18 protein-coding genes are annotated in these 23,389 nt (G+C 72.1%); 9 read left to right on the top strand and 9 right to left on the bottom strand.

What is annotated here, in order from left to right; all coding sequences use genetic code 11:
* Positions 1-29: 29 nt before the first annotated feature.
* Positions 30-626 (top strand): hypothetical protein, encoded by a 597-nt coding sequence (locus tag AB0B94_RS06235; RefSeq protein ID WP_357269002.1) that lies wholly within the window; start codon positions 30-32, stop codon positions 624-626.
* A 52-nt stretch (positions 627-678) separates the two neighbouring features.
* Here AB0B94_RS06235 and AB0B94_RS06230 read toward each other — a convergent pair whose 3' ends face one another.
* From AB0B94_RS06230 to AB0B94_RS06200, 7 genes are all read right to left on the bottom strand, one after another.
* Positions 679-2,586, bottom strand: a complete 1,908-nt coding sequence (locus AB0B94_RS06230; RefSeq protein WP_357268999.1) for a glycerophosphodiester phosphodiesterase family protein — start codon at positions 2,584-2,586, stop codon at positions 679-681.
* 101 nt (positions 2,587-2,687) lie between these two features.
* Positions 2,688-3,425, bottom strand: a complete 738-nt coding sequence (locus AB0B94_RS06225) for a cellulose binding domain-containing protein (RefSeq protein ID WP_357268995.1) — start codon at positions 3,423-3,425, stop codon at positions 2,688-2,690.
* A 74-nt stretch (positions 3,426-3,499) separates the two neighbouring features.
* Positions 3,500-3,880, bottom strand: a complete 381-nt coding sequence (locus tag AB0B94_RS06220) for a DUF742 domain-containing protein (protein WP_124773772.1) — start codon at positions 3,878-3,880, stop codon at positions 3,500-3,502.
* Positions 3,858-4,307 (bottom strand): roadblock/LC7 domain-containing protein, encoded by a 450-nt coding sequence (locus AB0B94_RS06215; protein ID WP_145795838.1) that lies wholly within the window; start codon positions 4,305-4,307, stop codon positions 3,858-3,860. The genes AB0B94_RS06220 and AB0B94_RS06215 overlap by 23 nt, the downstream gene beginning before the upstream one ends.
* Positions 4,304-6,256 (bottom strand): nitrate- and nitrite sensing domain-containing protein, encoded by a 1,953-nt coding sequence (locus tag AB0B94_RS06210; protein ID WP_357268991.1) that lies wholly within the window; start codon positions 6,254-6,256, stop codon positions 4,304-4,306. Before AB0B94_RS06210 ends, AB0B94_RS06215 begins: the two co-directional genes overlap by 4 nt.
* The gene (locus tag AB0B94_RS06205) at positions 6,253-8,814 is read right to left on the bottom strand and encodes a LuxR C-terminal-related transcriptional regulator (RefSeq protein WP_357268988.1); all 2,562 of its coding nucleotides are present in this window, start codon (positions 8,812-8,814) and stop codon (positions 6,253-6,255) included. The genes AB0B94_RS06210 and AB0B94_RS06205 overlap by 4 nt, the downstream gene beginning before the upstream one ends.
* A gap of 5 nt (positions 8,815-8,819) precedes the next feature.
* On the bottom strand, positions 8,820-10,079 hold the full coding sequence (locus AB0B94_RS06200) for an Hsp70 family protein (protein WP_357268985.1): 1,260 nt from the start codon (positions 10,077-10,079) through the stop codon (positions 8,820-8,822).
* 301 nt (positions 10,080-10,380) lie between these two features.
* Here AB0B94_RS06200 and AB0B94_RS06195 point away from each other — a divergent pair, with 301 nt between their 5' ends.
* From AB0B94_RS06195 to AB0B94_RS06185, 3 genes are all read left to right on the top strand, one after another.
* Entirely contained in the window at positions 10,381-11,262 is an 882-nt protein-coding gene (locus AB0B94_RS06195) for an IniB N-terminal domain-containing protein (protein WP_357268982.1), read from the top strand.
* Between the two features lie 115 nt (positions 11,263-11,377).
* Positions 11,378-13,234: a dynamin family protein gene (locus tag AB0B94_RS06190; RefSeq protein WP_357269880.1), complete on the top strand. Its 1,857-nt coding sequence runs from the start codon at positions 11,378-11,380 to the stop codon at positions 13,232-13,234.
* Positions 13,231-14,691 (top strand): hypothetical protein, encoded by a 1,461-nt coding sequence (locus AB0B94_RS06185; RefSeq protein WP_357268979.1) that lies wholly within the window; start codon positions 13,231-13,233, stop codon positions 14,689-14,691. Before AB0B94_RS06190 ends, AB0B94_RS06185 begins: the two co-directional genes overlap by 4 nt.
* Before the next feature lie 102 nt (positions 14,692-14,793).
* Here AB0B94_RS06185 and AB0B94_RS06180 read toward each other — a convergent pair whose 3' ends face one another.
* Positions 14,794-15,084, bottom strand: a complete 291-nt coding sequence (locus AB0B94_RS06180; RefSeq protein WP_357268976.1) for a DUF1540 domain-containing protein — start codon at positions 15,082-15,084, stop codon at positions 14,794-14,796.
* A 364-nt stretch (positions 15,085-15,448) separates the two neighbouring features.
* On the opposite strand from AB0B94_RS06180, the gene AB0B94_RS06175 reads away from it, so the two are divergent.
* Entirely contained in the window at positions 15,449-19,390 is a 3,942-nt protein-coding gene (locus AB0B94_RS06175) for a ThuA domain-containing protein (RefSeq protein WP_357268973.1), read from the top strand.
* Positions 19,391-19,582: 192 nt separating this feature from the next.
* Here the strand turns inward: AB0B94_RS06175 and AB0B94_RS06170 are convergent, their stop codons facing one another.
* Positions 19,583-20,083, bottom strand: coding sequence for a septum formation initiator (locus AB0B94_RS06170; RefSeq protein WP_357268971.1), 501 nt, complete (start codon positions 20,081-20,083; stop codon positions 19,583-19,585).
* A gap of 87 nt (positions 20,084-20,170) precedes the next feature.
* Between AB0B94_RS06170 and AB0B94_RS06165 the strand changes: the two genes are divergently transcribed.
* From AB0B94_RS06165 to AB0B94_RS06150, 4 genes are all read left to right on the top strand, one after another.
* Positions 20,171-20,866, top strand: a complete 696-nt coding sequence (locus AB0B94_RS06165) for a response regulator transcription factor (RefSeq protein ID WP_357268968.1) — start codon at positions 20,171-20,173, stop codon at positions 20,864-20,866.
* Positions 20,863-22,149: a HAMP domain-containing sensor histidine kinase gene (locus tag AB0B94_RS06160; RefSeq protein ID WP_357268965.1), complete on the top strand. Its 1,287-nt coding sequence runs from the start codon at positions 20,863-20,865 to the stop codon at positions 22,147-22,149. Before AB0B94_RS06165 ends, AB0B94_RS06160 begins: the two co-directional genes overlap by 4 nt.
* Before the next feature lie 28 nt (positions 22,150-22,177).
* Complete coding sequence (locus tag AB0B94_RS06155) at positions 22,178-22,732, top strand: DUF5872 domain-containing protein (protein WP_238667677.1); 555 nt, start codon at positions 22,178-22,180, stop codon at positions 22,730-22,732.
* Positions 22,733-22,838: 106 nt separating this feature from the next.
* Positions 22,839-23,375, top strand: coding sequence for a PepSY domain-containing protein (locus AB0B94_RS06150; protein ID WP_357268962.1), 537 nt, complete (start codon positions 22,839-22,841; stop codon positions 23,373-23,375).
* Positions 23,376-23,389: the final 14 nt, after the last annotated feature.

The raw sequence follows: 23,389 nt of genomic DNA, 5'->3' as shown, positions 1-23,389 counted from the left end.
CCGGCGTCGGCGGCCACATGCTGGCTGACATGAAACGCGCTGCGCTCTACGTGATCGCCGGACCGGTCGGCATCGTGGCCTACGGGCTGGTCCGGCTGTGGGCAAGATCCGACGGGGTGTACGGCCCCGGGCTCGACTGGCAGGCCGCCCACCTGGTCGCCCTCGCCGGCATGGTGTGCTTCGTTCCGGGTGTGCTCGCGCTGTCCCGTCTGCTGCCCCGCAGTCCGTTGCGCACCGGGGTGGTGACCGGCACGTTTGTCGGCCTCGCCGCGACGATGGTGCAGTTCGGCGCGGACATCGTCGAGGGGCTGCTGGCCGAGGACCGAGCGGAGATGTCGAGGCTCGGCGCGGAATTCAAGGACATTCCCGGCGTGGAGGTGGCCTTCTACGACGTCGTACCCCAGTTCTTCTTCCTCGGTCTGCTCGTCCTCGCGGGGATGCTCGCGGCCCGACGGCGGCTGCCGCCGTGGAGTGTGCCGCTGCTCCTCACCGGCATCGTCCTGCCGGTGCTCACCCTCGACCTGCTTCCCATCGGTGGCCTGTGCATGGCGCTGGCGTTGGCCCCGGCGCTGCCGCTGGTGCGACAGCAGGGCGAGCGTGCCGAGTCGCCGGTCTCCACCCACTGAGAAACTCGGGGTGGCGCCGGCCCGATCGGACCAGCGCCACCCTTCGAGCCCGCTACTTCAGAGCGAGGGTGCGGGCGTCGGCGGCGATGACGCTGGCGATCTCCGCCGGTACCAGCTTGCCGGCCTGCCGGTCGGCGTAGGTGGCCAGCTCGGCGTACTGGGCGTGGGCCAGCTTGATGGTCAGCGCCGTGAAGGCGGCCGGGTCCGCGCCCGAGGTGAGGATCAGGTAGCCGAGGCCGGCCTGGCTCACCGTCACGGTGAAGGTGCTGGTCGCGGTGGCGATGCCCTCGGGCCCGGTCGCCTCGGTGGTGATGCTGTGCCGCCCGGCGGTCAGCTTGGCCAGGTCGAGCTTGCGTCCGACGGCCGACTTCTTACCGTCCAGCGTCACGGTGACGGTGTCCGCGTTGGTCGCGGCGACCGCGATCACCGGGGACTGCGCCCGGTCCAGCCGAGCCCCGTTGGCCGGCGAGGTGATCTGCACGGTCGGGTCGGTGGAGGCCCGCTGGACGAACGCCGAGTTCCAGCCGACCAGCTCCGCCGCCCGGTTGGTGATGATCGCGTCGGTGCCGATCCGCTCCAGCCGCTGCCACAGGCCGGCGGAGTCCATCGTCCAGGCCATCACGGCGACCCCGGCGGCGTGCAGTGGGGCGACGACCTCCGGCTTGGCCAGCAGCGCGTTGCCGTCCGGGTTGTACGCGGTCAGGTGCAGCTCCTTCGCGATCGCCACCGGATCGGCGTCCAGGGTGCTGCGGAGCAGACCGAGCGGCAGCTCGGGGGCGATCGCGTGGGTGTACTTCAGGGCATCCACCTCGAAGCTCTGAATGAACACCCGGCCCATCATCTGCTCGTCCCGGATCACCTGAATGATCGTGGCGACCTCGTCGCGGGTGTGCTTGCCCTTGATCTCCACGAGCAGGTTGCCACCGCGCGTCCGCAGGTCAGCGAGCTGCTCCGCGAGGGTGGGCACCCGCTCGCCGACGTACTGCGGGCCGAACCAGGAGCCGGCGTCGAGGGCCTTGATCTGCGCGGCGGTCAGGTCCCGGATGTTGCCGGCGCCGTCGGTGGTCCGGTCGACGGTGCCGTCGTGCAGGATGAACGGGATGCCATCCCTGCTTGGCTGGACGTCGTTCTCGATCCAGTCGGCGCCGCCCCTGCGGGCGATCTCCTGGGCGACGAGGGTGTTCTCCGGTGCGGCGGCGGACGCGCCCCGGTGGGCGATCACCGTGAACGGGCTGCCCTCGGGGCGGAGATAGCCGTTCGGCGCCAGCTCGGTGACCGTGACGTCGTCGTACGACACTGTCGCGCCGTTGACGAAGAGCCCCTGGACGCCGTCGGTGGAACGCTGGAGGCTGCTGGTCCGCATCGCTTCCCGCCCGTCGAAGATCCAGCGGGCCTGGTTGCCGTGCACCTCGACGGCGACGCGCACGTCCCGGCCGGTGCCGGCGGCCGACGGGGCGGAGGCGGTGTTCGTCACGACCCAGGCGTCGGCAACGGTCCGCTGGGCGAATTCGAGCCCGTTGGCGGCGGTGGTGCCGCTGCGCATGGTGGCGATCCACCAGGGGGTCGCGCCACTGGCGGGGACGTCGATGCCGAGCGAGGCCCAGCGGGTGGCCGCCGAGACCGCCTCGAAGCGCATGGTCGCCTCGAGGCGGAAGTCGTTCAGGTGCCTACCGAAGGTGATTTTGTTGTTCTCGCTGGAGCTGGCGGACGTTCCGTACAGTCGACCGTTCTCGACCTTCCAGGTGCCGTCGACAGCGTGCCAACCGGCGGGCAGCGACCCGGCCGAGAAGTTCTCCGAGACGACGACGTTGCCCGGCTCCGCGGTGGCGGGCGACGAGGTCGCGACAGCGACCGCGGCGGCAGCGCCGGTGACGGCGAGAGCGGCGACGACGGCGGCGGCCCGGGTGCCCAGGCGCGCCCCGGCGCGGCGACGTGACGGTGATACGGGTAGGACAGTCATGGCCGCGACGCTACGAAGCACGCCCGAACTGATGATCAATCAAGCATGGCGGTCGCCGGAACGTCGGGTGTACCGCGCTCGATCGGGGCGTCCCGGATCGGTCAGCTCGGCAGGCCGGAGCAGGCGACCCCGTCGACGGTGCACGCCTTCGGGGCGGAACCGGTCAACGATCCATTGACCCGGAACGTCACCCGGACCGAGGCGCTGCCGGGCACCTGACCGGTGTCCGGGTCCGGCACGAACGTCCACACCGCACCGTCCCGGCTGGCCTGCGCCCCCTCCACGCCGCTGATGCCCAGCGACTCCCGGGGCAGTGTGAGCACCAGCGTCCACCCCGACGCCGGGACCGAACCGGGATTGCTGATCGTCACCGTCGCGCCGTAGCTGAGCAGGGCGTTGTCCGTGATGGCGAAGTCCGCGCCCAGGGCGGCCGGGGTGGGTTCGGTGGTAGCGCCGGTCGGTGTGGGTCGGGTCGACGACGCGACTACCGGTGGGACCGACGAGGCCGAGGCGGACGGGGGAGCGGTCACCGCCGGGCTGGTGAGCGCCGGTCGCGCCTGCGCGCGGGGGGTGGTGGACGGCGACGCGCCCACCTGCCCGACCGACGGCGGCGGGTCGAGGGTCACCGGCGTCAACTTCTCCGGCGTACGCAGCACCCCGACGACGGAGACGCACGTCGCGATCAGCACCCCGAGCGCCGCGACGACGGCCACCCAGGTGGCCCGCGAGACGTCCTCCCGACCGGTGAGCACCCGCCGTGCGGCCGTGACGAGGGCCACGACCCGATCCAGCAGGATGATCGCCACGGTACGGCGTGGCTGGGGTGGTGTTGCCGGCACTACCAGTCTCTCCTTCAGTTCGTCGCCGGGTGCGCGCCCACGATCCGTTCGGATCGCGGGTGGCACCTGCCCGGTCACAATCCGCGCAGCCCGACGAGTATCGCCTCGAGCAGATCCTCGGTCGGCAGCTCCGACAACATCGGCGGTTCGTGCGTCTCGATCAGCCCGGCCGCGAGCAGGTCACCGAGCAGCACCCGGACCGTCCCCAGCGGAAGATCCAACTCGGCACCCACCTCGGCCACCGACACTGGATGGTGACACAGCTCGACGATCCGCGCCTGTTCGGGGAAGAGTGATGTGGGGGGCGTGACCCCCCTCCGGGCGACGACCAGCGAGATCAGGTCGAACTGGCCGCGTGCGGGCGCGGTGCGCCCCCCGGTCATCGTGTAGGGACGGGCGACCGGGCCCGCGTCGTCGTCGTACCACGCCTCGTCAGTGGTGCCGCTGGTGTGCACCAGTGTCCCCGATCGTCACCGAGGAGGCCGGGCCCAGCGTGATCGGCAGGTGCTGCTCGGCCTGCCCCACGAAGAGCGCCACCTCGTACGCCATGTCACCGACCTCGACGTCGTCACCGGCGATCCGAACGGTGAGGATGGTCCCGTTCGGGATGGTGGCGATGAACAGGAACGCTCGCGACATCTGCACCACGACCTGACGCAGCCGACCCGCGTCACAGGTCCGGGTGGCGGCCAACCCCAACGCGATCAGGCCGGCGACCACGCCGGAGATCTGCTCGGCCAGCTTCGCCCCCACCCGCCGCGAGCCGCCGAGCGGCAGCCCGTCCGGTGAGAGCACCACGGCGAACTCCGCGCCGTGCACCCGGTCGACCAGGTCGTTCAGGGCGTCGGTCAGGCCGTCCTCGGTGACCACTGCAGACGTCATTGTTGTCTCCTTGCTGTTCTGGTGACTGGCATCTCGACCGTGTCGAGGCTGGTCCTGCCGTGTTCCGGGACGGTCGGCCCGGGGTGGCGGACCCGCGTCGGCAGCGCGCCGTTGCCGTTGGGGTCGGTCAGGTCGGCGCCGGTGCGCGCCGGTGGGTACGGGGTGCCGGGTGGTGCGCTGGCCGGTGCGCGGCCGGTGCCGGTGACCGTGATCAGTCGGGAGGGTAGGAGCACGACGGCGGCGGTCCCGCCGCGCCGGCTGGGGCGCAGCGAGACGTGGGCGCCGCAGCGGCTAGCCAGGACGGCGGCGGCGTACCAGCCGGCGCGGCCCGCCGGCGGGCCGTCCGGTGGCGGATCGCCGAACAGGTGGTTCGCCTCGGCCAGCGCGGCGACGTCCAGGCCGGGCCCGTCGTCGACGACGAGGACGGCACACCCCTGCGGTCGCTGTTCGCCGCTGACCCGGACTGTGGTGTCCGCCCCGGAGAAGGCCAGCGCGTTCTCGATCAGCTCCGCCAGCAGGTGGATGACGTCAGTGACGGCCGGCCCCGCGAGCGACCACGGCCAGTGCGGGGCGATCAGGACCCGGTGGTAGTCCGGCACCTCGGCGACCGCGCCGCGCGCCACGTCGAGCAGCGCCACCGGGCGTCGCCAGCGGCGGGCGGGTGTCGCGCCGGCCAGGGTGATCAGTTTCTCCACGTTGCGTCGGACCCGGGTGGTGAGGTGGTCGAGTTGGAACAGCTCGCCGGTCTCCTCGGTGGACCGCTCCCGACGTTGCATCCCGTCCAGCAGGCTGAGCTGGTCGCGTAACAGGACCTGGTTGCGTCGGGTCAGCCCCAGGAACAGCTCCCGCTCGGCGTCACCCCCCGGCGTCGCCGGTTCCTGGGCGAGGGCCGGCGTGTCCGGCACCGGCGTCGGGAGGTCCGCGTCGGTCCTGGTCAGTTCGTCGGTCAGCCGTCGGACGGTGCCCGCCCAGCTCAGCAGGAGCATGAGCACGACGATGAGACCGAGCCCCACGACGGCCCCGGTACGCGCGATGAGCACCGCGGCACCGGGGGTGGCCCGCTCGACGCTGCTGCGGGCGGTGTTCGTCACCAGGGCCTGCAGCGCGCCGAGGGCGGCGTCCGCCGCGGCCCGCCAGTCCTGGACGGTGAGACCGGCCAGGGCGTTGGCGGTGCCGGCCTGGAGCAGCAGCCGGTCCTCCAGGGCGAGCAGAGCCGCGAACTCGGGGCCGGCCGCGAGGCGCTGATGCTCGGCCTGGCCGTCGGGCGCAAGCCCGGCCGCGGCCTCGGTGCGCGCGTACCGCTGGATGTTGACCAGTGCGGTCAGCCGGCGCCGCTCGTCAGCGTCGAGTGGTGCGCCGGTCAGGCCCGCGCTGACCACCGTGTCCTCCCGGGCGAGCAACTCCCGGGCGCGGGCCAGCGCGATCACCGCGCGGGTGTCGGCCGCCAACCCGCTCTCGTACGCGCCCCACTCCGGGCCGTACACCCGGAAGGCGACGTCGATGACCTCGTCGTACCCGTCGACCGCCGCGCCGTGGTCGAGCCGTCCGGTGTCCACCTGGGACCGGGTCGTGCCCAGGCCGTCGAGCCGTCGGACCAGCTCGCCGGCCCGGTCGCGGACGGTGCCGGCGCTGAGCAGCCGAAAGTCGCGGCCCTTGGTGAACTCGCGGATCTCGGCGGCGGCCCGGTCGGTGCCTTCGCGGGCCCCGACCAGCGCGGGCGTCGTCTGCCCCGCCCCGGCGATCGTCTCGGCGGTGATCCGGCGTTCCGTCTGGAGGCTCAGCACCAGGCGGTCGATGGGCTGGCCCAACGTGTCCGCCAGCGCCCGGACGCGCAGCAGGTCGACGGCGTCCTGGCAGGACACGTAGGCCGCGTACGACCAGAGCGTGATCAGCACGGCGGCCAGCACTGCCAGCCTGGTCCGGATCAGCCGCACGTCGTTGCGGGTCATCGGGTCGCCCGCTGTGGCCACGGTTGCCCGGCCGTGTCGCTGGCCCGGTCGGCGACGAGGGTGCGCAGCAGCGCCAGCAGTTCGGTGCGGTTGGCGCAGTTGAGCCGGTTACGCATTCGCGCCACGTGGTGTTCGACGGTCTTGGCCGAGATGAACAGCCGATCGCCGATCTCCCGGTAGGTCAACCCGGCCAGCACCAGCTCGGCGACCTCGTACTCGCGGTCGCTGAGACCGTGCTGGGTGGGTCCGGCGACCCGTGCCGTGCTCGCGCCGGTCGTCGGTGTCTGCCCGCTCTGCCCACCGGAGGGCCGTCCCTGCAACGCTCGGGCGCACTCCAGCAGGGTGGTCATCGCCCGCCGGTCCGCGGTGCGGATGGCGGCCTGCCCGGCGAGGCGGGCTCCGTCCCAGCACAACCCGGTGTCGTGCAGCCCGCGCGCGGCGGCCTCCACCCGGGTCGGGTCGACGACCCCCCGCAGCACCTCCACCCAGCTCTCCGCGGCGGCGGCGACCACTGCCGCGTACCGGCTGTGACCAGCGACGGCGAGCAACGCCGTGACGTGTTCGTCGGCGATCGTCGGCTCGCCGGTCAGGATGGCGGCGTGCAGCCCGCTCCAGTGCAGCGGCACACTCCACAGGGGCGGGTTGCCGAGGCGGTCGAGCAGCGCACGCCCCTGGTGCAGGTACGGCTCCAGTCGGGCCAGGTCACCCAGCCGCGCGCCGGCGATGGCCAGCTCACCCAGCGGCAGCAGGGTGAACAGGTCGACGGGGTGCCGCACCACGGCCTCCAGCGCCTGCCCCCAACCCCGCTTGAGCGCCCCGAGGTCACTGTTGCGCCGTCCGATGCCCATCCGGATCGCGGCGGCGAAGAGCTGGTCGCGTGACTCCAGTGGCCGCCCGTCGAGCGTCACAGTGGCGAGCCGTTCGCCGGCGGCGTGGATCTCGCCACGGACCATCAGGATCCAGGCCTGCAACAGCCGGTGGCGGCGGGCCATCAGCGGGCCGCCGACACCGGCGCCCAGGGCGCGGTGCAGCACCCGCTCGGCGATCTCCAGCTCACCGCAGTGCACCGCCGTCAGGGCGGCGAGGGCCGCCGGACTGTCCGGCAGCAGCGCCGCCCGGCCGTCCGGCTCCAGCAGCGCGGCAGCCTGCACGAGCGCGGAGAGCGCGGCGGTCGGCGAGCCGGTCACGCTCTCCCGTACGCCGTTGGCCATCAGTCGGGCGGCGCTGGCGTGCAGTGTCGGGGGTTCGCCCGCCGGGTCACCGGCCGGTGACTCGGTGCTGGCGGCCGGGTCTCCGGTGGCCAGCCCGCCGACGATGGCGAACGCCGCCGCCGAGGCGCTGCCCGACCACCGGAACAGCTCGACGCTGCGGCCGACGTGACCGCGGTGGGCCAGGGCGGTGGCGGCGACCACCGCCGCCTCGCAGCGCTCCGGGGCAGCGGCGGTGGCCAGGAGCCGGTCCGCCAGCCGCAGCGCGTCGTCGAGGTCACCGGCGAGCGCGGCGGCGAGCGCCTGCCGCGCGTTGGGCGCCTGCCCGGCAGCCGTGGCCGCCGCGAACAGCTCGGCGGCGAACGCCGGCTCGTCGGGCAGCGCCTCGTCCGCCGCGGCGGCCAGGGTCGCGGCCGGGCAGTCGCCGAGCGCGCCGAGCGCGACCAGGGAGCGGACCAACGGCAGCACCGCGCCACCTCTGGCGAGCTGCAACTCGGTGAGCCGCCGCCACACCGCTGTCCGCTCGGTGGTGGGGCTGAGTGTCGCGACGGCCCGCCGGACGATCGGTGCGAGCCGGCCGTCAGCGCCGAGCAGCCCGGCCGCCCTTGTCGTGGCGATCAGTTCGTCGACTCCGGCCGGGTCCCGGCCCAGCAGCGCGCCGAGCATGCTCACCGGCAGCGCCCCGCCGGCCGCGACAGCGAGCAGCAGTCGTCGTACCGCGGCTGGCTGAACGTCCAGGTCCGGCCCGAATTCGAGGATGACGGAGCGGGGCGGGTCCACAGTGCCGGCCCGGGTCTCCGCCCCGGCCAGGCCACGGGCCAGCCGTTCCACGTCCCGGGGCACACCGGCGGTCTGCGTGTGGACGAAGTCCACCAGGTCGGCGGGGCGGCCCAGCTCGGGTGTGGTGGCGAGGTGGGCGGCGGTCTGCTCCCGGGTGAACGGCGTGAGCAGCACGGCCTGCCCGTCGCGTCGCAGGGCGTCGACCAGCTCACTGAACGCCGCTGACCGGGGCCACGGGCGGTGGGCGACCACCACCCGGTGTCGCCGGCCCGCGACGAGACGCAGCAGCGCTTCGGTCCGTGCGTCGTCGAGCAGGTGCGCGTCGTCGACCAGCAGCACGGTGTCGGGGTCCACCTGCTCGTCCGGCTCCGGGGCGGCGGTGCGGACGGTGATCCCGGCACGCTGGTGTATGCGTTCCAGCTCGGCCAGGAGCGCGGTCTTCCCGTGACCGGCCGGGCCGGCGACGCCGACGGCGAGGGGGCCGGTCGGATCCTGCGCGACAGTGTCCAGTAGCGCCTGCAACCCCTTGTCCAGGGTCAACCCTGGTGCGGCGAGGTCATTCATGATCATCGGGGTTATCCTTCGCGTCCGCGGCCACGGGCCAGCGCCAGGCGGGACGGCTTCGGCAGTTCCAGTGGGAGGACCCGAACCGGCGGCCGCGGTGGCGGATCGCCCGGAACGGTGTGATGGGTTCGGCGTGGGGCCGGGATCGTGGGCCGCCCGGCGCCGCTGACCGGGGCCGGAACGCGGGCCGGCGGCGGCTGGCGAGGGCGTGGTGACACCACCTGGCAGGCGGCCATCGCCGCCCCGGTGGCGGCGGTCAACTGGGCGTCGGGCTCCACCTCGACGGGCACCGGGAGGGCCGCGCCGATCAGCTCGTTCACGAGCGGGACCCGGGTGGAGCCGCCGGCCAGCAGGACGCCGTCGAGTTGCGCCGGAGTCAGGTCGGCGCTGCGTACGGCCCGGAGCAGGAGGTCGACGGTGGCCTGCACCGTCGGGCGGATCATGGCCTCGAACTGTGCCCGGGTCACCGGCACCCGCGCCGGACCGCTCGGCAGGGTCAGCACCACGTCGGCAGTGAGGTCGACGGTCAGCACCCGCTTGACCCGGTCACACTCCGCGCGCAGTCCGCGCAGCGCGACCTGGGCCCCGCGACGCCCGGTCGCTGCCAACTCCCGGGCCAGCACGGTACGTGCGTGCTCGGCGAGCGCCTCGTCGAAGTCGGCGCCGCCGATCGAGTCGAGACCCTGTGGGGTGCCGAACGTCTCATACGTGCCGCGCGGGGTGCGGCGTACCAGAGCGGCCTCGAAACTGTTGCCGCCCAGGGCGTAGACCACTGCGGTGCTGCCCGCGAACCCGCGAGCGGCGTGGCTCTCGGCGACGGTGACAGTGCGGGGCAGCAACGTCACGTGCCGTAGGCCGAGGTCCGACAGGGCCCGGTGCAGCACCTCCCGCCGGTAGGGGCGCCACCCCGCCGGGTGGCTGAGCACTATCGCCTCGGCCGCCCCGCCCTCCAGGGCGTGGACCCGCTCCACCACCCATGCCGCCAGCTCGGCGGTCAGGGTCTGCGGGGCGCACGGCTCGCCGCCGAGCAGCACCGGCACGTCGTCACCGATCCGGTGGACGAAGTCCCGGGTGGTGCGGCTGCCGTCGTCGGTCACGGGCTCGCCGACGCGCAGCGAACCGTCCTCGGCCAGGCACAACACCGACGGCATGAGGGGTGAGCCGGCGCTCAGCGGGACGGCCTCGGGACGGGTCCAGGTCGCGCCGCGTCGCCGTGCGACGGCGGCGGCCGTGTTGCTGCTTCCGATGTCTATCCCCAGGACGTACGGCATCGTCTCTGTCTCTCCCCGTGAGTCGGCCGGTTGGTGGCGATGGCGTCGGCTGTCCCGACGACCCACCCCCGGCGAACCCCGCGGGCTCCTACGTTCGTACCAGAGATCAGTCCCTGGTCGGGACCCTAATCTCGCCGGGACGGTTTCCCCCTGTCCCCCTAACGTACGAGGTGGCGGAGCCCCTAGTTCAACCGGCCCGGATGCGGGCTCAGCCCCGATGCCCGGGGGCGACCCCCGGCAATAGCGTCGTCACTGTCGACGTACGACACCCGCCAATGCCACATCCGAGGAGAACCGGCACATGGACTCGCAGCAGACGCTTCACGACTTCGTGCTCGACCTACTGACGAACCCGGACGCGCGGTCGGCCTTCGACCTCGACCCCGAGGGTGCGTTGCGGGGCGCCGGGCTCACCGACATCACCGCTGCGGACGTGCAGGACGTCGTGCCACTGGTCGTCGACTACGCGCCGGGTGCGGGCCTCGCGCCGTTGGCCTCGCCGGTCGGGCAGCTCGGCCTGGACCCGCTGCTCACCGACACCACCGACGTGGTGGGTCAGTTGCAGAGCGTGGCGCAGCAGATCAGCGTCACCAGCGCGCCCAGTGGCGTGGACGTCAAGGCCGGCGTGCTCGGCGCGATCGCCGTCGACCCGTCGACCGCCGCCGCCGGGGTCACCGTGCTGCCGGGCATCGGTCTGGGCGTCGGTCCGTCCGGCCTCGACACCGACCTGGCCGGCGTCTCCGACGTGGCGCACACTCTCGACGCCGACGTGGTGCAGCCGGTGGACGCGATCGCCGACCCGGTGCTCGGTGACGTGACCGGCACCGTCGGCGACCCGAGCGGTCTGCTCGGCGTCACTGACTCGAACCTGATCGGCGGCGACCTGACCGGCGGTGTCCTCTCCGGCACCCACGGTCAGCTCGGCGGGGTCGTCAGCTCGCTGGGTGTCGACGACACCCTCAACGGGCTGGGCCTCGGGCACGGCGACGGTGTTGTCGGCGGGGTCCCGCCGCTCGACGTGCCGTCGACGGTGGGCGGCGTGACGCACCAGGTGGACAGCCTCCTCCCCGGTGTCACCGACACGGTCGGTGACGTGACCGGTGGGGTCACCGACGGCGTGCTCGGCGACTCACACGCCTCGTCCGATCACGGGCTGCTGGGTATCACCGGCGGTCTGCTCTGACCTGGATCTCCGGTCGGAGTGGAGGGCCGGATCGTCTCAGGCGATCCGGCCCTTCCGGGTTCCACATCCGGTCCCTCTTGATAATTAACCTGAAATCCGCACACTTGGTGCGGTGATGGCCGGGATCTGGTTGGACGTGCTGGACGAGATCGCCCGCACCTGCACTGCACACGGTCGCGGTGACCTCCTTCAAACGGTCCGGCAGAAGCGCGCGCAACTGCTGGACCCGACGCTGCGCGTCCTGGTCATCGGTGAGCCGAACCAGGGTAAGAGTCAGCTGATCAACGCGATCATCAACGCTCCGGCCTGCCCGGTCGGCGACGGCCGGACGACAGTCCTGCCGACCGTGGTGCGACACGCCGAGGCGCCCACAGCGGCGGTGGCGCAGGCGCCGCCACCTGCCCCGGGGCACCCCACCGGCACCGCCGACGCGGTGGCCGTCGAGCGGACCCCGGTGGCGCTCAACCAGGTGGCGGCGGGCGTTGCCGGCCTGGTCGGTCGTCGGCCGGGCGGCGGCCCGGCGTACGTCGAGATCGGACTGCCCCGTGCGCTGCTCGGTGCCGGGTTGGTGCTGGTGGACACTCCCGGCACCGACGAGGTCGCCGGCGTCGGCGCCGCTGTTCCGGTCGCCGCGCCGGCCCGCGCGGACACCGTGCTGCTGGTCTCCGACTCCACGCGGGAGTTGTCGGTCGCCGAACTGAACATGCTGCTGCACATCATGCGTTCGCATTCGAACGTGGTGGTGGTGCAGAGCAAGACCGATCTGGTGGCGGACTGGCGTACGGTCGCCGAGCGCAACCGGCAGCACCTGGCCGAGGCGGGGATTGCGGCGACGCTGATCCCGGTCTCGGCGGCGCTGCGACTGCGCGCGGCAGCGGCCGACGACCGTGGGCTCAACGCCGAGTCGGGTTTCCCCGCGTTGATCGCCCGCCTGCAACGTGACCTGGCCGGCAAGGCCGACCACCTGGCCCGGGCGGCGGTGCAGACGGTGGCCCGGACGGTGGTGGAGCAGTTGGCCGCGCCGCTGCGCGCCGAGTTGGCGACCCAGGAGGCCGAGGAGCAGTCCGGGCCGATCTCCCGGCTGCACGCGGCGCAGCGCGAGGTCGACGAGCTGCGCCGGTGCTCCACCCGGTGGCAGAACACGCTGACCGACGAGATCACCGACCTGCTCGCCGACCTTGAGTACGACCTGCGTGACCGGACCCGACAGATCCTGCGCGCGGTGGACGAGGCGTTCGACACCGCGGACCCGTTGGTCGCCTGGGACACCTTCCAGGACTGGCTGGAGCGGAGCCTGGTGGAGGCGGCGGAGGCGAACCACGAGTGGCTGATCCAGCGCTGTGACTGGATCGCCCGGCGGGTGGCCGCCAACTTCGACAGGTACGGCTACGACGTGCTGCCGCCCTGGTCGATGACGATGCCGGACGACATCGGCGAGCGAGTGCCCGAGCTGCAACGGCCGACGATCGACCGGTTCACCACCAGCCAGAAGCTGTTCACCGGCATGAAGGGCTCGTACGGCGGCATGCTGATGTTCGGTCTGGCGACCACCCTGGCCGGCATGCCGATGATCAATCCGGTCTCGGTCGGCATCGGGGCGCTCTTCGGCGGCAAGAGCATCCGTGACGAGAGCAAGCAGTTGCTCCGTCGTCGGCAGGCGACTGTCAAGACGGCCATCCAGCGGCATGTCGACGACTTCTTCGTCCGGATCATCCGAGACTGCCGCGACGCCGCCCGGCAGGTGCAGCGGATGCTGCGGGACCACTTCACCGGGTTGACCGAGGAGCTCCAGGAGGCAATCGTGCAGTCGTTCCGCAGCGCGAAGCAGGAGGCCGACACCGATGCCTCAGTGCGCGAGCAGCGGCAGCGCGAGATCCGGTTGAAGATGACCCGGTTGGCGGCGGTGTACGAGCAGTCTCAGCAGTTGACCGGTGCCCGCTCCGCCCCGCTGTTGCTGGAGCCGCAGGCATGACTGTGGGAGTGCGCCTGGACGAGGCGGCGTGGGGGTTGTTGCACCAGGCCATCGAGCTGTACCAGGACAATCCCCGGGCCGTCGCCGAGCTTCGGCAACAGGTGGCCCGGTTGGAGCAGCCGCTGCGCATCGCCATCGTCGGCCCGTGGCGATCGGGTAAGTCGACGGTGCTCAACGCGTTGATGGGCGAGGAGGTCGCGCCGGTCGAGCGGGCGGACGGGGCCTTCACCTGGTATGAGGACGGGGCCGCGCCGCGCGCCACCGCCTATCCGGTCGGGCAGCCACCACAGGAGTTGGTGGTGGTCAAGTCGGCGACCGGGCTGCGGGTGGATCTGGGCTGGGGTGCGGGGGAGGTGCGGGACATCGTGGTGCGGTGGCCGACGCGGGCGCTACGGCAGATCACCTTGATCGACACCCCGGCGGTCAGCGGCGGCGCCGAGCAGGGCCGGGCGCCGGTGTTGGAGCGGGTGCTGCGCGATTCGGACGCGGTGCTGTACCTGACCCGCGACGGCCGCGACAGCGACCTGCGGGTGCTGGAGTCGGCACGGGACAGTGCCGTCGGGCAGTCCGCTCCGGTCAACGTGATCATGGTGTTGTCCCGCGCCGACGAGACCGGCGGTGGCCGGATCGATGGTCTGCTCACGGCCCGCCAGCTCGCTCGCCGGCACTACCGCGACCCGAGGGTGAACGCGCTCAGCGTCAACGTCGTGGCGTGCAGCGGCATGATCGGTCTGGCCGGCCGGATGCTGGGCGAGTCGGACTTCGCCGCGCTCGCGACACTGGCTCAGGTGCCCCGGGCGGAGCTGGACGTCCACCTGATCTCCGCCGACCGCTTCCTCCGCGGCGAGCTGCCGGTACGGCTGGACACCGAGGTGCGCGCCGCGCTGCTGGGCCGGTTCGGGGTCTTCGGTGTCCGGCTGGCGGCCACGCTGGTGCGCAGTGGCTTCGACAGCCGGGTGAAGCTCTCCGCTGAGTTGATTCGGCGTAGCGGTCTCACCGAGCTGCGCGAGTCGGTGACGCGTTGTTTCATCGATCGTCGGGACGCGCTGAAGGCGCGGTCCGCGCTGGCGGCGGTGGAGGCGCTGCTGCGGGCCGAACCCACCAGGGGCTCCGCCGAGCTGGTCGGTGCGGTGGAGCAGATCCTCGCCGGTGCGCACGAGTTCCGGGAGTTGCGTCTGCTGGTGGCCCTGCGCAACACCCGGCTGGGGTTCGACGCGGAGCTGGCCGGCGAGGCGCAGCGGCTGGTTGGCGGCGACGGGGTGGGCCTCGCGGCGCGGCTCGGTGTCGAGCATGAGGCCGACGTGCGGCAGCTCTGGGAGGTCGCCTCCGAGGCGCAGTGGCGGTGGCGGGACCGGGCGGAGGATCCTCTGCTTCCGCTGGCGCAGCGGCGCGGCGCTCAGGTGGTGGTCCGTAGCTGCGAGGGGATGATCGCCGAGCTGGCCGCTGGCGGGCGCTGAGCGTCCGACCGCCGGCACGCCGATGGTCGTTGCCGGGTAGCCGGCTCGAACGCGGGTGAGGGGCGGCGGTGGCGGCCGTCCCTCACCCGCGTCGCGCCTGGATCAACGCGGCTGGTACGTCTGACAGTCCGCGATGTCCTGACCCGGACCCACCCGGATTGACGGCGCGTGGCACTCCAGCTCGGCGTTGTGCTGGCAGTCGTCCCGCTTGCAGGCGCCGACCTGGGCGATGACGCGGTCCAGCCCGCCCTTCGCCGAGGTGTCGATGAACGTGGCGCAGCTGGCGTTCTGCTGCCCGATGGTGATGGCGAACGCGTGGCAACCGCCGTGGTTGTAGCCGCAGTCGGTGACTGTGCATTCGTGTACCCGCGGCATCTCCAGCATGTCGGTCATGGCGATCTCGCTTCCGTCGGTGCTGCCGGGTCACCGTCATACCCGGCCTCGACGGGACAACTCCCTGTCAGCCACCTCTTTTGGGATGTTTTGCATAGGCGAGCCTTGCCTAACCGCCGCCGGGTTCGTCCGGATGCCGCGGTGGATCAGCCAGCCCTCCGGGACGGATGGTGGCCCGAAAACCGTTATTCGATCTCGCTCCACACAGTCGCCCCTGACCTGCGGAGATAACGCTCTCACGGATGGTGGGAGAGTGCTTGACGCGCCAGTGATCCGGGCGCAACGATGCATTCGCATGTCTCGTCCCACCACCGCCAGGCGTGATCGGCGCACGCCGTCCCTCGCACCGCGAAAGGACCCCACTGTGCGCAGATCCCTGAGATCGTGGCTCGGCCTCGCGCTGAGCGCGATCCTCGTGGCCGGCGGCATCGTCGCCTCGCCACCTACGGCCAGCGCCGCACCGTTCACCGTGCTGGTCTTCAGCAAGACCGCCGGATTCCGGCACGGATCCATCGCTCCGGGCATCGCCGCGATCCAGCAACTCGGTGCGGCGAACGGCTTCACCGTCGAGGCCACCGAGGACGCCGCCCAGTTCACCGACGCCAACCTGGACCGGTTCGCCGCGGTGATCTGGCTCTCCACCACCGGCGACGTGCTCAACGCCGCCCAGCAGGCCGCGTTCGAGCGCTACATCACCGGCGGCGGCGGGTACGTCGGCGTGCACTCCGCCTCCGACACCGAGGACGACTGGCAGTGGTACGGGGGACTGGTCGGGGCGTACTTCGCCTCGCACCCGGCCGAGCAGAACGTCACGGTGAAGGTCGCCGACCAGGTGCACCCGTCCACAGCGACGTTGCCGCAGCGGTGGAACCGGTTCGACGAGTTGTACAACTACCGCACCAACCCCCGCGGCAACGCGCACGTGCTGGCCACGTTGGACGAGAGCACCTACACCGGGGGGAGCATGGGTGCCGACCACCCGATCTCCTGGTGCCAGAACTACTCCGGAGGCCGGGCCTGGTACACGGGCCTGGGGCACACCGACGCGTCGTACAGCGAGGCGAACTTCCGCCAGCACCTGCTCGGCGGCATCCGGACGGCCGCCGGCGCTGTCGACGCCGACTGCGGCCCCACCGTCACCAGCAGCTTCCAGCAGGTCGAGCTGGCGAAGGGCGCGGCCGAGACCGGTGAGCCGATGAGCCTCACCGTCCTGCCCGACCGGGGCGTGCTGCACACCTCCCGCAACGGCGTGATCCGGCACACCGACGCCGCCGGCAACACCAAGATAGCCGCGACCCTGCCGGTCTACACCGGCGACGAGGAGGGATTGCAGGGCATCAAGGCCGACCCGAACTTCGCCACCAACCGCTGGGTGTACGCGTACTTCGCCCCACCGCTGAACACCCCCGGCGGTGGTGCGCCGGCCACCGGCACCCCGGCCGACTTCGCCGTCTGGGACGGCGTCAACCGGTTGGCCCGGTTCACCGTCAACGCGGACAACACCATCAACCTGGCCAGCGAGACGTTGATCCTCAACGTGCCGACCAGCCGGGGCATGTGCTGCCACGTCGGCGGTGACATGGACTTCGACGCAGCCGGCAACCTCTACCTGTCCACCGGTGACGACACCAACCCGTTCGACTCGGCCGGCTTCACCCCGATCGACGAGCGGGCCGGGCGCAACCCGGCCTTCGACGCGCAGCGCACCTCGGCGAACAGCAACGACCTGCGCGGCAAGGTGCTCAGGATCAAGCCGAGCGCGGCCGGCGGCTACACCATCCCGGCCGGCAACATGTTCGCCCCGGGCACCGCGCGGACCCGCCCGGAGGTCTACGCGATGGGCTTCCGCAACCCGTTCCGGATGAGCGTGGACAAGGCCACCGGCATCGTCTACCTCGGTGACTACGGTCCGGACGCGGGCACCGCCGACCCGAACCGGGGGCCGGCGGGCAACGTCGAGTTCGCCCGGATCGACAGGCCCGGCTTCTACGGCTGGCCGTACTGCACCGCCCGCAACGACGCCTACAACGACTACACCTTCCCGTCCGGGCCGTCCGGGGCGAAGTTCAACTGCGCCGGCGGGCCGGTGAACAACTCGCCGAACAACACCGGTATCACCCAACTGCCGCCGGCCATCTCGGCCTGGTTGCCGTACGGCGGCTCCGGCTCCCCGCCGGAGTTCACCGGCGGTGGCCTGTCGCCGATGGGCGGGCCTGTCTACCGCTACGACCCGAACAACACCTCGCCAGTGGCGTTCCCCGAGTACTACGACGGGACCTACTTCGCCGGTGAGTTCGGTCGCCGCTGGATCAAGAACATCAAGCTCGACGCGTCCGGCCAACCGCTGAAGATCAACCCGTTCCCGTGGACCGGCACCCAGGTCATGGACATGGAGTTCGGCCCGGACGGCGCGCTCTACGTGCTCGACTACGGCACCGGCTGGTTCAACGGCGACGCCAACTCGGCGCTCTACCGCATCGAGTACGCCCGCGAGGGCAGAGCGCCCGTCGCCAAGGTGTCCGCCACGCCGACCAGTGGCACCGCGCCGCTGACGGTGGCCTTCTCCTCGGCCGGCACCCTCGACCCGGACGGCGACCCGTTCACCTACGCCTGGGACTTCGACAACAACGGCACCACCGACTCGACGGCGGCGAACCCGAGCTTCACGTACACCACCAACGGGACCCGCAGCCCGACGCTGACGGTCCGGGACACCACCGGCAAGACGGCCACCGCGAGCGTGGTCGTCACCGTCGGCAACAGCGCCCCGGTGGTCACCGTGAACACCCCGTTGAACGGGCAGACCTTCACCTTCGGGGACGCGGTGCCGTTCTCCGTCACCGTCACCGACGCCCAGGACGGTGCTATCAACTGCGCCCGAGTGAAGGTGAACTATGTCCTCGGCCACGACTCGCACGGCCACCAGCTCGGCAGCGTGCAGGGTTGCACCGGGGTCATCCAGACCTCGGCCGACGGTGAGCACGACACGGCGGCGAACATCTTCGGCATCATCGACGCCGAGTACACCGATCTGGGTGGTGGCGGCCAGCCGGCGCTGACCACGCACACCCAGGCGGTGCTGCAACCCCGGGTACGCCAGGCCGAGCACTTCGGTGACTCGTCAGGCGTCCAGATCGTCGCCGGGGCGGCCGGGCACGGCGGCGCGGCGGTCGGCTACGTCGACAACAACGACTGGATCTCGTTCCGCCCGTACAACCTGACCGGCGTCCAGTCGTTCAGTGCCCGGGTCGGCGCGCCGGCCGGCGGTGGCGGCACCTTGGAATTGCGGGTCGACTCACCCACCGGGCCGCTGGTCGGTTCGGCCACCGTCGTGCCCACCGGCGGGTACGCCACCTTCGCCACTGTCACCGGTGGGGTCACCGCCCCGACCGGCACCCGAACCCTGTTCCTGGTCTTCAAGGGCACCGGCCCGTACTTCGACATCGATGAGTTCACCCTCTCCACCAGCCCCGGCGGTCCCGGCCCGGACCCGGACCCGGACCCCGAACCGGGTGCCAACCTGGCCCGGGGCAAGCCGGCGCGGGCGTCCAGCTTCGAGGGCGCGTTCACCGCGGCCAACGCGTTCGACGGCGTGGCCGGTACCCGGTGGGGCAGCGCCTTCGGCGACCCGCAGTGGATCGACGTCGACCTCGGCGCCACGTACGCCATCAACCGGGTCAAGCTGACCTGGGAGGCCGCGTACGGCAGCGGATACCAGATCCAGACCTCACCGGACGGCGTCAACTTCACCACGATCCGTACGGTGACCGGTGGCGACGGCGGGGTGGACGACCTGACCGGGCTCAGCGGCTCCGGTCGGTATGTCCGGCTGCTCGGCACCACCAGGGGGACCGCCTGGGGCTACTCGCTGTTCGAGTTCGAGGTGTACGGCGGCAGCGGTGGAACCGGTCCGCCCGGTGGCAACCTGCTGCTGAACAAGCCCACGTCGACGTCGAGCAACGAGGGGGCCGACGTGTCCGGCGCCCAGGCCGTCGACGGCAGCCTCACCACCCGCTGGTCGAGCACGTTCTCCGACCCGCAGTGGATCCGCGTCGACCTCGGCAGTCCCACAGCGATCGGTCGGGTCAAGCTGAGCTGGGAGGCGGCGTACAGCAGCGCGTACCAGATCCAGACCTCGAATGACGGCACCACCTGGACCACAGTGAAGACGGTGACCGGGGCCGACGGCGGCGTGGACGAGCACACAGCCCTCGGCGCCAACGGCCGCTACCTGCGGATCAACGGCACCGCCCGGGGCACCGGATACGGCCACTCGCTCTGGGAGGTGGAGGCGTACGCGAGCTGAACCACCACCTGAGTCCGCCCCCACCGTCCGATCGGGCGGTGGGGGCGGACTCGCCTCGATCACGTGATGCTCAGTAGCTCCGGTGGCCCCCACACGACTACTTCTCATCACGTGATCACGGCGCAGCCCTGCCCATGGTCCGCCCGATGGGCCGCCAATCGTGAACAGCGCGGCTACGCGTCGGCGCCCGGCTCAGTCGTCGGCGACAGCCACCGGCTCCGAGCCGATGCAGCGCACCTTCAACTCGTACTCCCGGGCCGCTCCCTGGAACGTGACCTCGACGTCGTCGTCCGGGCCCCGGTCCACGTCGCGGACCCGGTAACCCTGCGCGGGCGCCCAGGAGACGAGGCGTACGCCGCCGATGCCGCACTCGGCGACGGCCGTGCCGCCGTCGGTGGCGAAACCCCGGCGGGCCCCGGAGCTGGCGCCCGGCGCAGGCCCCGTCATGCCCGGCGCGGCCGAGGCGGTGCTCGTCGGGCCCGGCGCGGCCGAGGCGGTGCCGGTGGGTGGCGGCTCCGGTGCGGCGAGCGCCCGCTCGATCTCGGCCTCGCTGCGCACGCCGCCCGGTGTGCCGGTGAGGCTCTCGCCCACCAGGCGGATCGCGCCCAGGCCGATCAGTGTGGCGACGGCGGCGGTGGCCACCCAGCCGGTGGCGACGAGGATCGAGCGACGGCCCATCCCCTGACTATCCACGATCCGTCCTTGTCGTTCGCACATCCGAACGCTAAGGCGTGGTTAACGTGCGCCGTGCTGCCGGCGGCAGCGGTTAGCCTGCCAGCTGTGGCCCGCCTGTTGCTCATCGAGGACGACCTGACGATCCGTACCCCGCTGATCCGGGCCCTGCGCGAACGCGGCCACGCGGTGGCGGCGGCCTCGACCGCGATGGCCGGCCTCCGCGACGCGCTGGAGGACCGACCCGACCTCGTCGTGCTCGACCTGGGCCTGCCCGATCTGGACGGCCGCGAGCTGCTGCGGATGCTGCGCGCGGTCAGCTCGGTGCCGGTCATCGTGGCCACGGCGCGTGACGACGAGACCGAGATCGTCCGGGTACTCGACGCCGGCGCCGACGACTACGTGGTCAAACCGTTCACCGCGGCGCAGCTCGACGCCCGCGTCCGGGCGGTGCTGCGGCGGGGCCCCTCCGGCGCGGACGGGCAGGACCCGGCGCTCGTCGTCGGCGGGCTCCGCGTCGACCCCCGGGCACGGCAGGTGACCCTCGACGGGGCGGCGGTCGAGTTGACGCCCCGCGAGTTCGATCTGCTGCACCACCTCGCCGGCCGACCGGGCCAGGTGGTCACCAAACGTGAGCTGCTCACCGAGGTGTGGCAGATCCCGTACGGCGGTGCCGACAAGACCGTCGACGTGCACCTGTCCTGGTTGCGTCGCAAGCTGGGGGAGAACGCCCAACAACCTCGCTACCTGCACACGGTGCGTGGTGTCGGGGTGCGTCTCGAAGCCCCGGCGGCGCAGCCGTGAGGGCCCGTCTCGCGCTGCTGGTCGCCGCGGTCAGCGTCCTCACCCTCATCGCGTTCCTGGTGCCGTTGGCGCTGCTGGTCCGCACCGTCGCCGAGGACCGGGCCACCGTCCGGGCCACCGCCGACGCGCAGAGCCTGGTGCCGGTGGTCGGCACCGCCGACGCGGCGACCATCCGGCTCACCGTCGAGCAACTCGCCGCGGAGTCCGGGCGACCGGTGAGCGTCTTCCTGCCCGACGGGACGGTGCTCGGCGCCCAGACACCGCGTACGCCGGCGGTGGCCCTCGCCGCGCGCGGACAGAGCCTCACCGGCGAGTCGGCGGCCGGCCGGGAGGTGGTCATCGCCGTGCAGGGTCGGGCGGACGGCACCGGGGTGATCCGGATCGCGGTGCCGCAGCACGAGCTGACCGCCGGGGTCACCCGGGCCTGGCTGGTGCTGGCGCTGCTCGGCGTGATCCTCGTGCTGATCGGGCTGCTTGTCGCCGACCGGCTGGCGCGCACCCTGGTCCGGCCGATCAGCGACCTCTCGGCCGTCTCACACCGGCTGGCAAACGCCGAACTGGACGCCCGGGTCACCCCGGCCGGCCCACCCGAGCTGCGCGAGGTGGCCGGCGCGCTCAACCATCTCGCCACCCGGATCCAGGTGCTCCTGGTCCAGGAGCGCGAACAGGTCGCCGACCTGTCGCACCAACTGCGTACGCCGTTGACCGCGCTGCGGCTGGAGGCGGAGTCGTTGCGTGACCCGGACGACGCCGCCCGGATCACCGCCGCCGCCGACGGGCTCGAACGCGCGGTCACCGGGCTGATCCGGCAGGCCCGGTGGCGGCACGCACCGGCGCAACCGGCCTGCTCGGACGCGGCGGCGATCGTCGCGGACCGGGTCGCGTTCTGGTCGGTGCTGGCCGAGGACACCGGCCGGACCGTCACCCTCGACCTGGCGCCCGGCCCTCTTCCCGTCGGTGTGGCCGCCGACAACCTGACGGCGGCAGTGGACGCTCTGCTCGGCAACGTCTTCGCGCACACCCCCGACGGGACGCCGTTCGCCGTCCGGCTTGCGCGCGAGGCGGGCGAGGTGGTGCTCACTGTCGCCGACGAGGGCCCGGGCATGCCCGCCGGGGCGATCCGGCGGGGTGCCAGCGCGGCCGGATCCACCGGCTTGGGCCTCGACATCGCCCGACGTGCCGCGCAGACCGCCGGCGGTCGACTGGAGGTGCGGCCCGGCCCGCACGGCGGTGCGCAGGTGCTGCTCCGGCTCGGGCCTGCGACGTCGCCGCGGGACGCATAGGCAGTGCGGTGGCGGGTAGCTGCCAGTCATGGCGCGGTATACGAAACCCGAGCTCAGAGAGCAGATCAAGGAAGAAATCAAGGCTTCGGACAAGGGCGGCCGGCCGGGGCAGTGGTCGGCGCGCAAGTCACAGCTGGTCACTCAGGAGTACAAGAAGCGCGGCGGCGGATTCCTGGGCGAAAAGGACGAGCGGCAGAAGTCTCTCCAGCGCTGGGGCAACGAGAAATGGCAGACGAAGGAGGGCGACACCCGTGCGCGCAAGGGCGCCACGACGAGTCGCTACCTGCCCAAGAAGGCCTGGGAGGAGATGTCGGAGAGCCAGAAGCGCGCGACCGATACGAAGAAGCGCGAAGCGTCCCGATCCGGCAGGCAGTACGTGGCCAACACCGGGCCGGCCAAGCGGGCGCGTAGGGACGCCACCACGGCCGGACGGATGACGGAGATGTCGGTCGCGGAGGCGGCCAAGCTGATCCGTGGCCTCGACACGCGACAGCTCAATACCGCGCTGCGTAACGAGCGCGCCAGCAAGGACCGCAAGACGCTCGTTCAGCGGCTGGAGGCGGAACTCAACAGGCGCGGCTGACCCGGCCCTCGAACGCCTTAACCCGCCCTTAGCGTCCGGACAGCGCGGTGCTATCCCGGTTCAGCCGATCCTCGAAGTCGACAACCGAGGAAAGGTGGACACCACGATGAGGCGCACCAATCTGCTCCTGGCGACGGTCGGCGGTTCGGCGGTGCTGGCGGCGGCCGGGGTCGCCCTCGGCGTCACCGCCGCGAACGACGCACGGACCGGCACGACGCTCGCCGCGGCGACCGTCGCGCCGACGCCCACTGACGCGCCCGAGGCCAGCGGTTCGCCGTCGGCCAGCGGTTCGTCGTCGGCCGGCACCCCATCGGGTACGCCGTCGAGCGGTACGCCGACCACCGGCACCGCGCCGGCGGGCAGCGCGGTCGACGAGAAGCGCGCCGGTGAGATCGCGCTCGCCAAGGCCGGTGGCGGTCAGATCGTCGAGGTCGAAGCCGAGCAGGAGAACGGCCGCCCGGTCTGGAGCATCGAAATCGTCGCCGGCGACACCGAGCACGAGGTCGACGTCGACCGGGAGAACGGCTCGGTGGTCAAGGCCGAGCAGGAGCCGGTCGACGCCGATGACAACGACGCCGACGACAACGACGACGACGCGGACGACAAGGACAACGACGCGGACGACAAGGACGACGACGACTGATCGTCGGATCCCGC

Source organism: Micromonospora sp. NPDC048986 (assembly GCF_040649335.1).
GTDB lineage: Bacteria > Actinomycetota > Actinomycetes > Mycobacteriales > Micromonosporaceae > Micromonospora > Micromonospora alfalfae.
The sequence above is the reverse complement of the archived record's forward strand: the minus strand, read 5'-3'. Positions and strand labels throughout refer to the sequence as shown.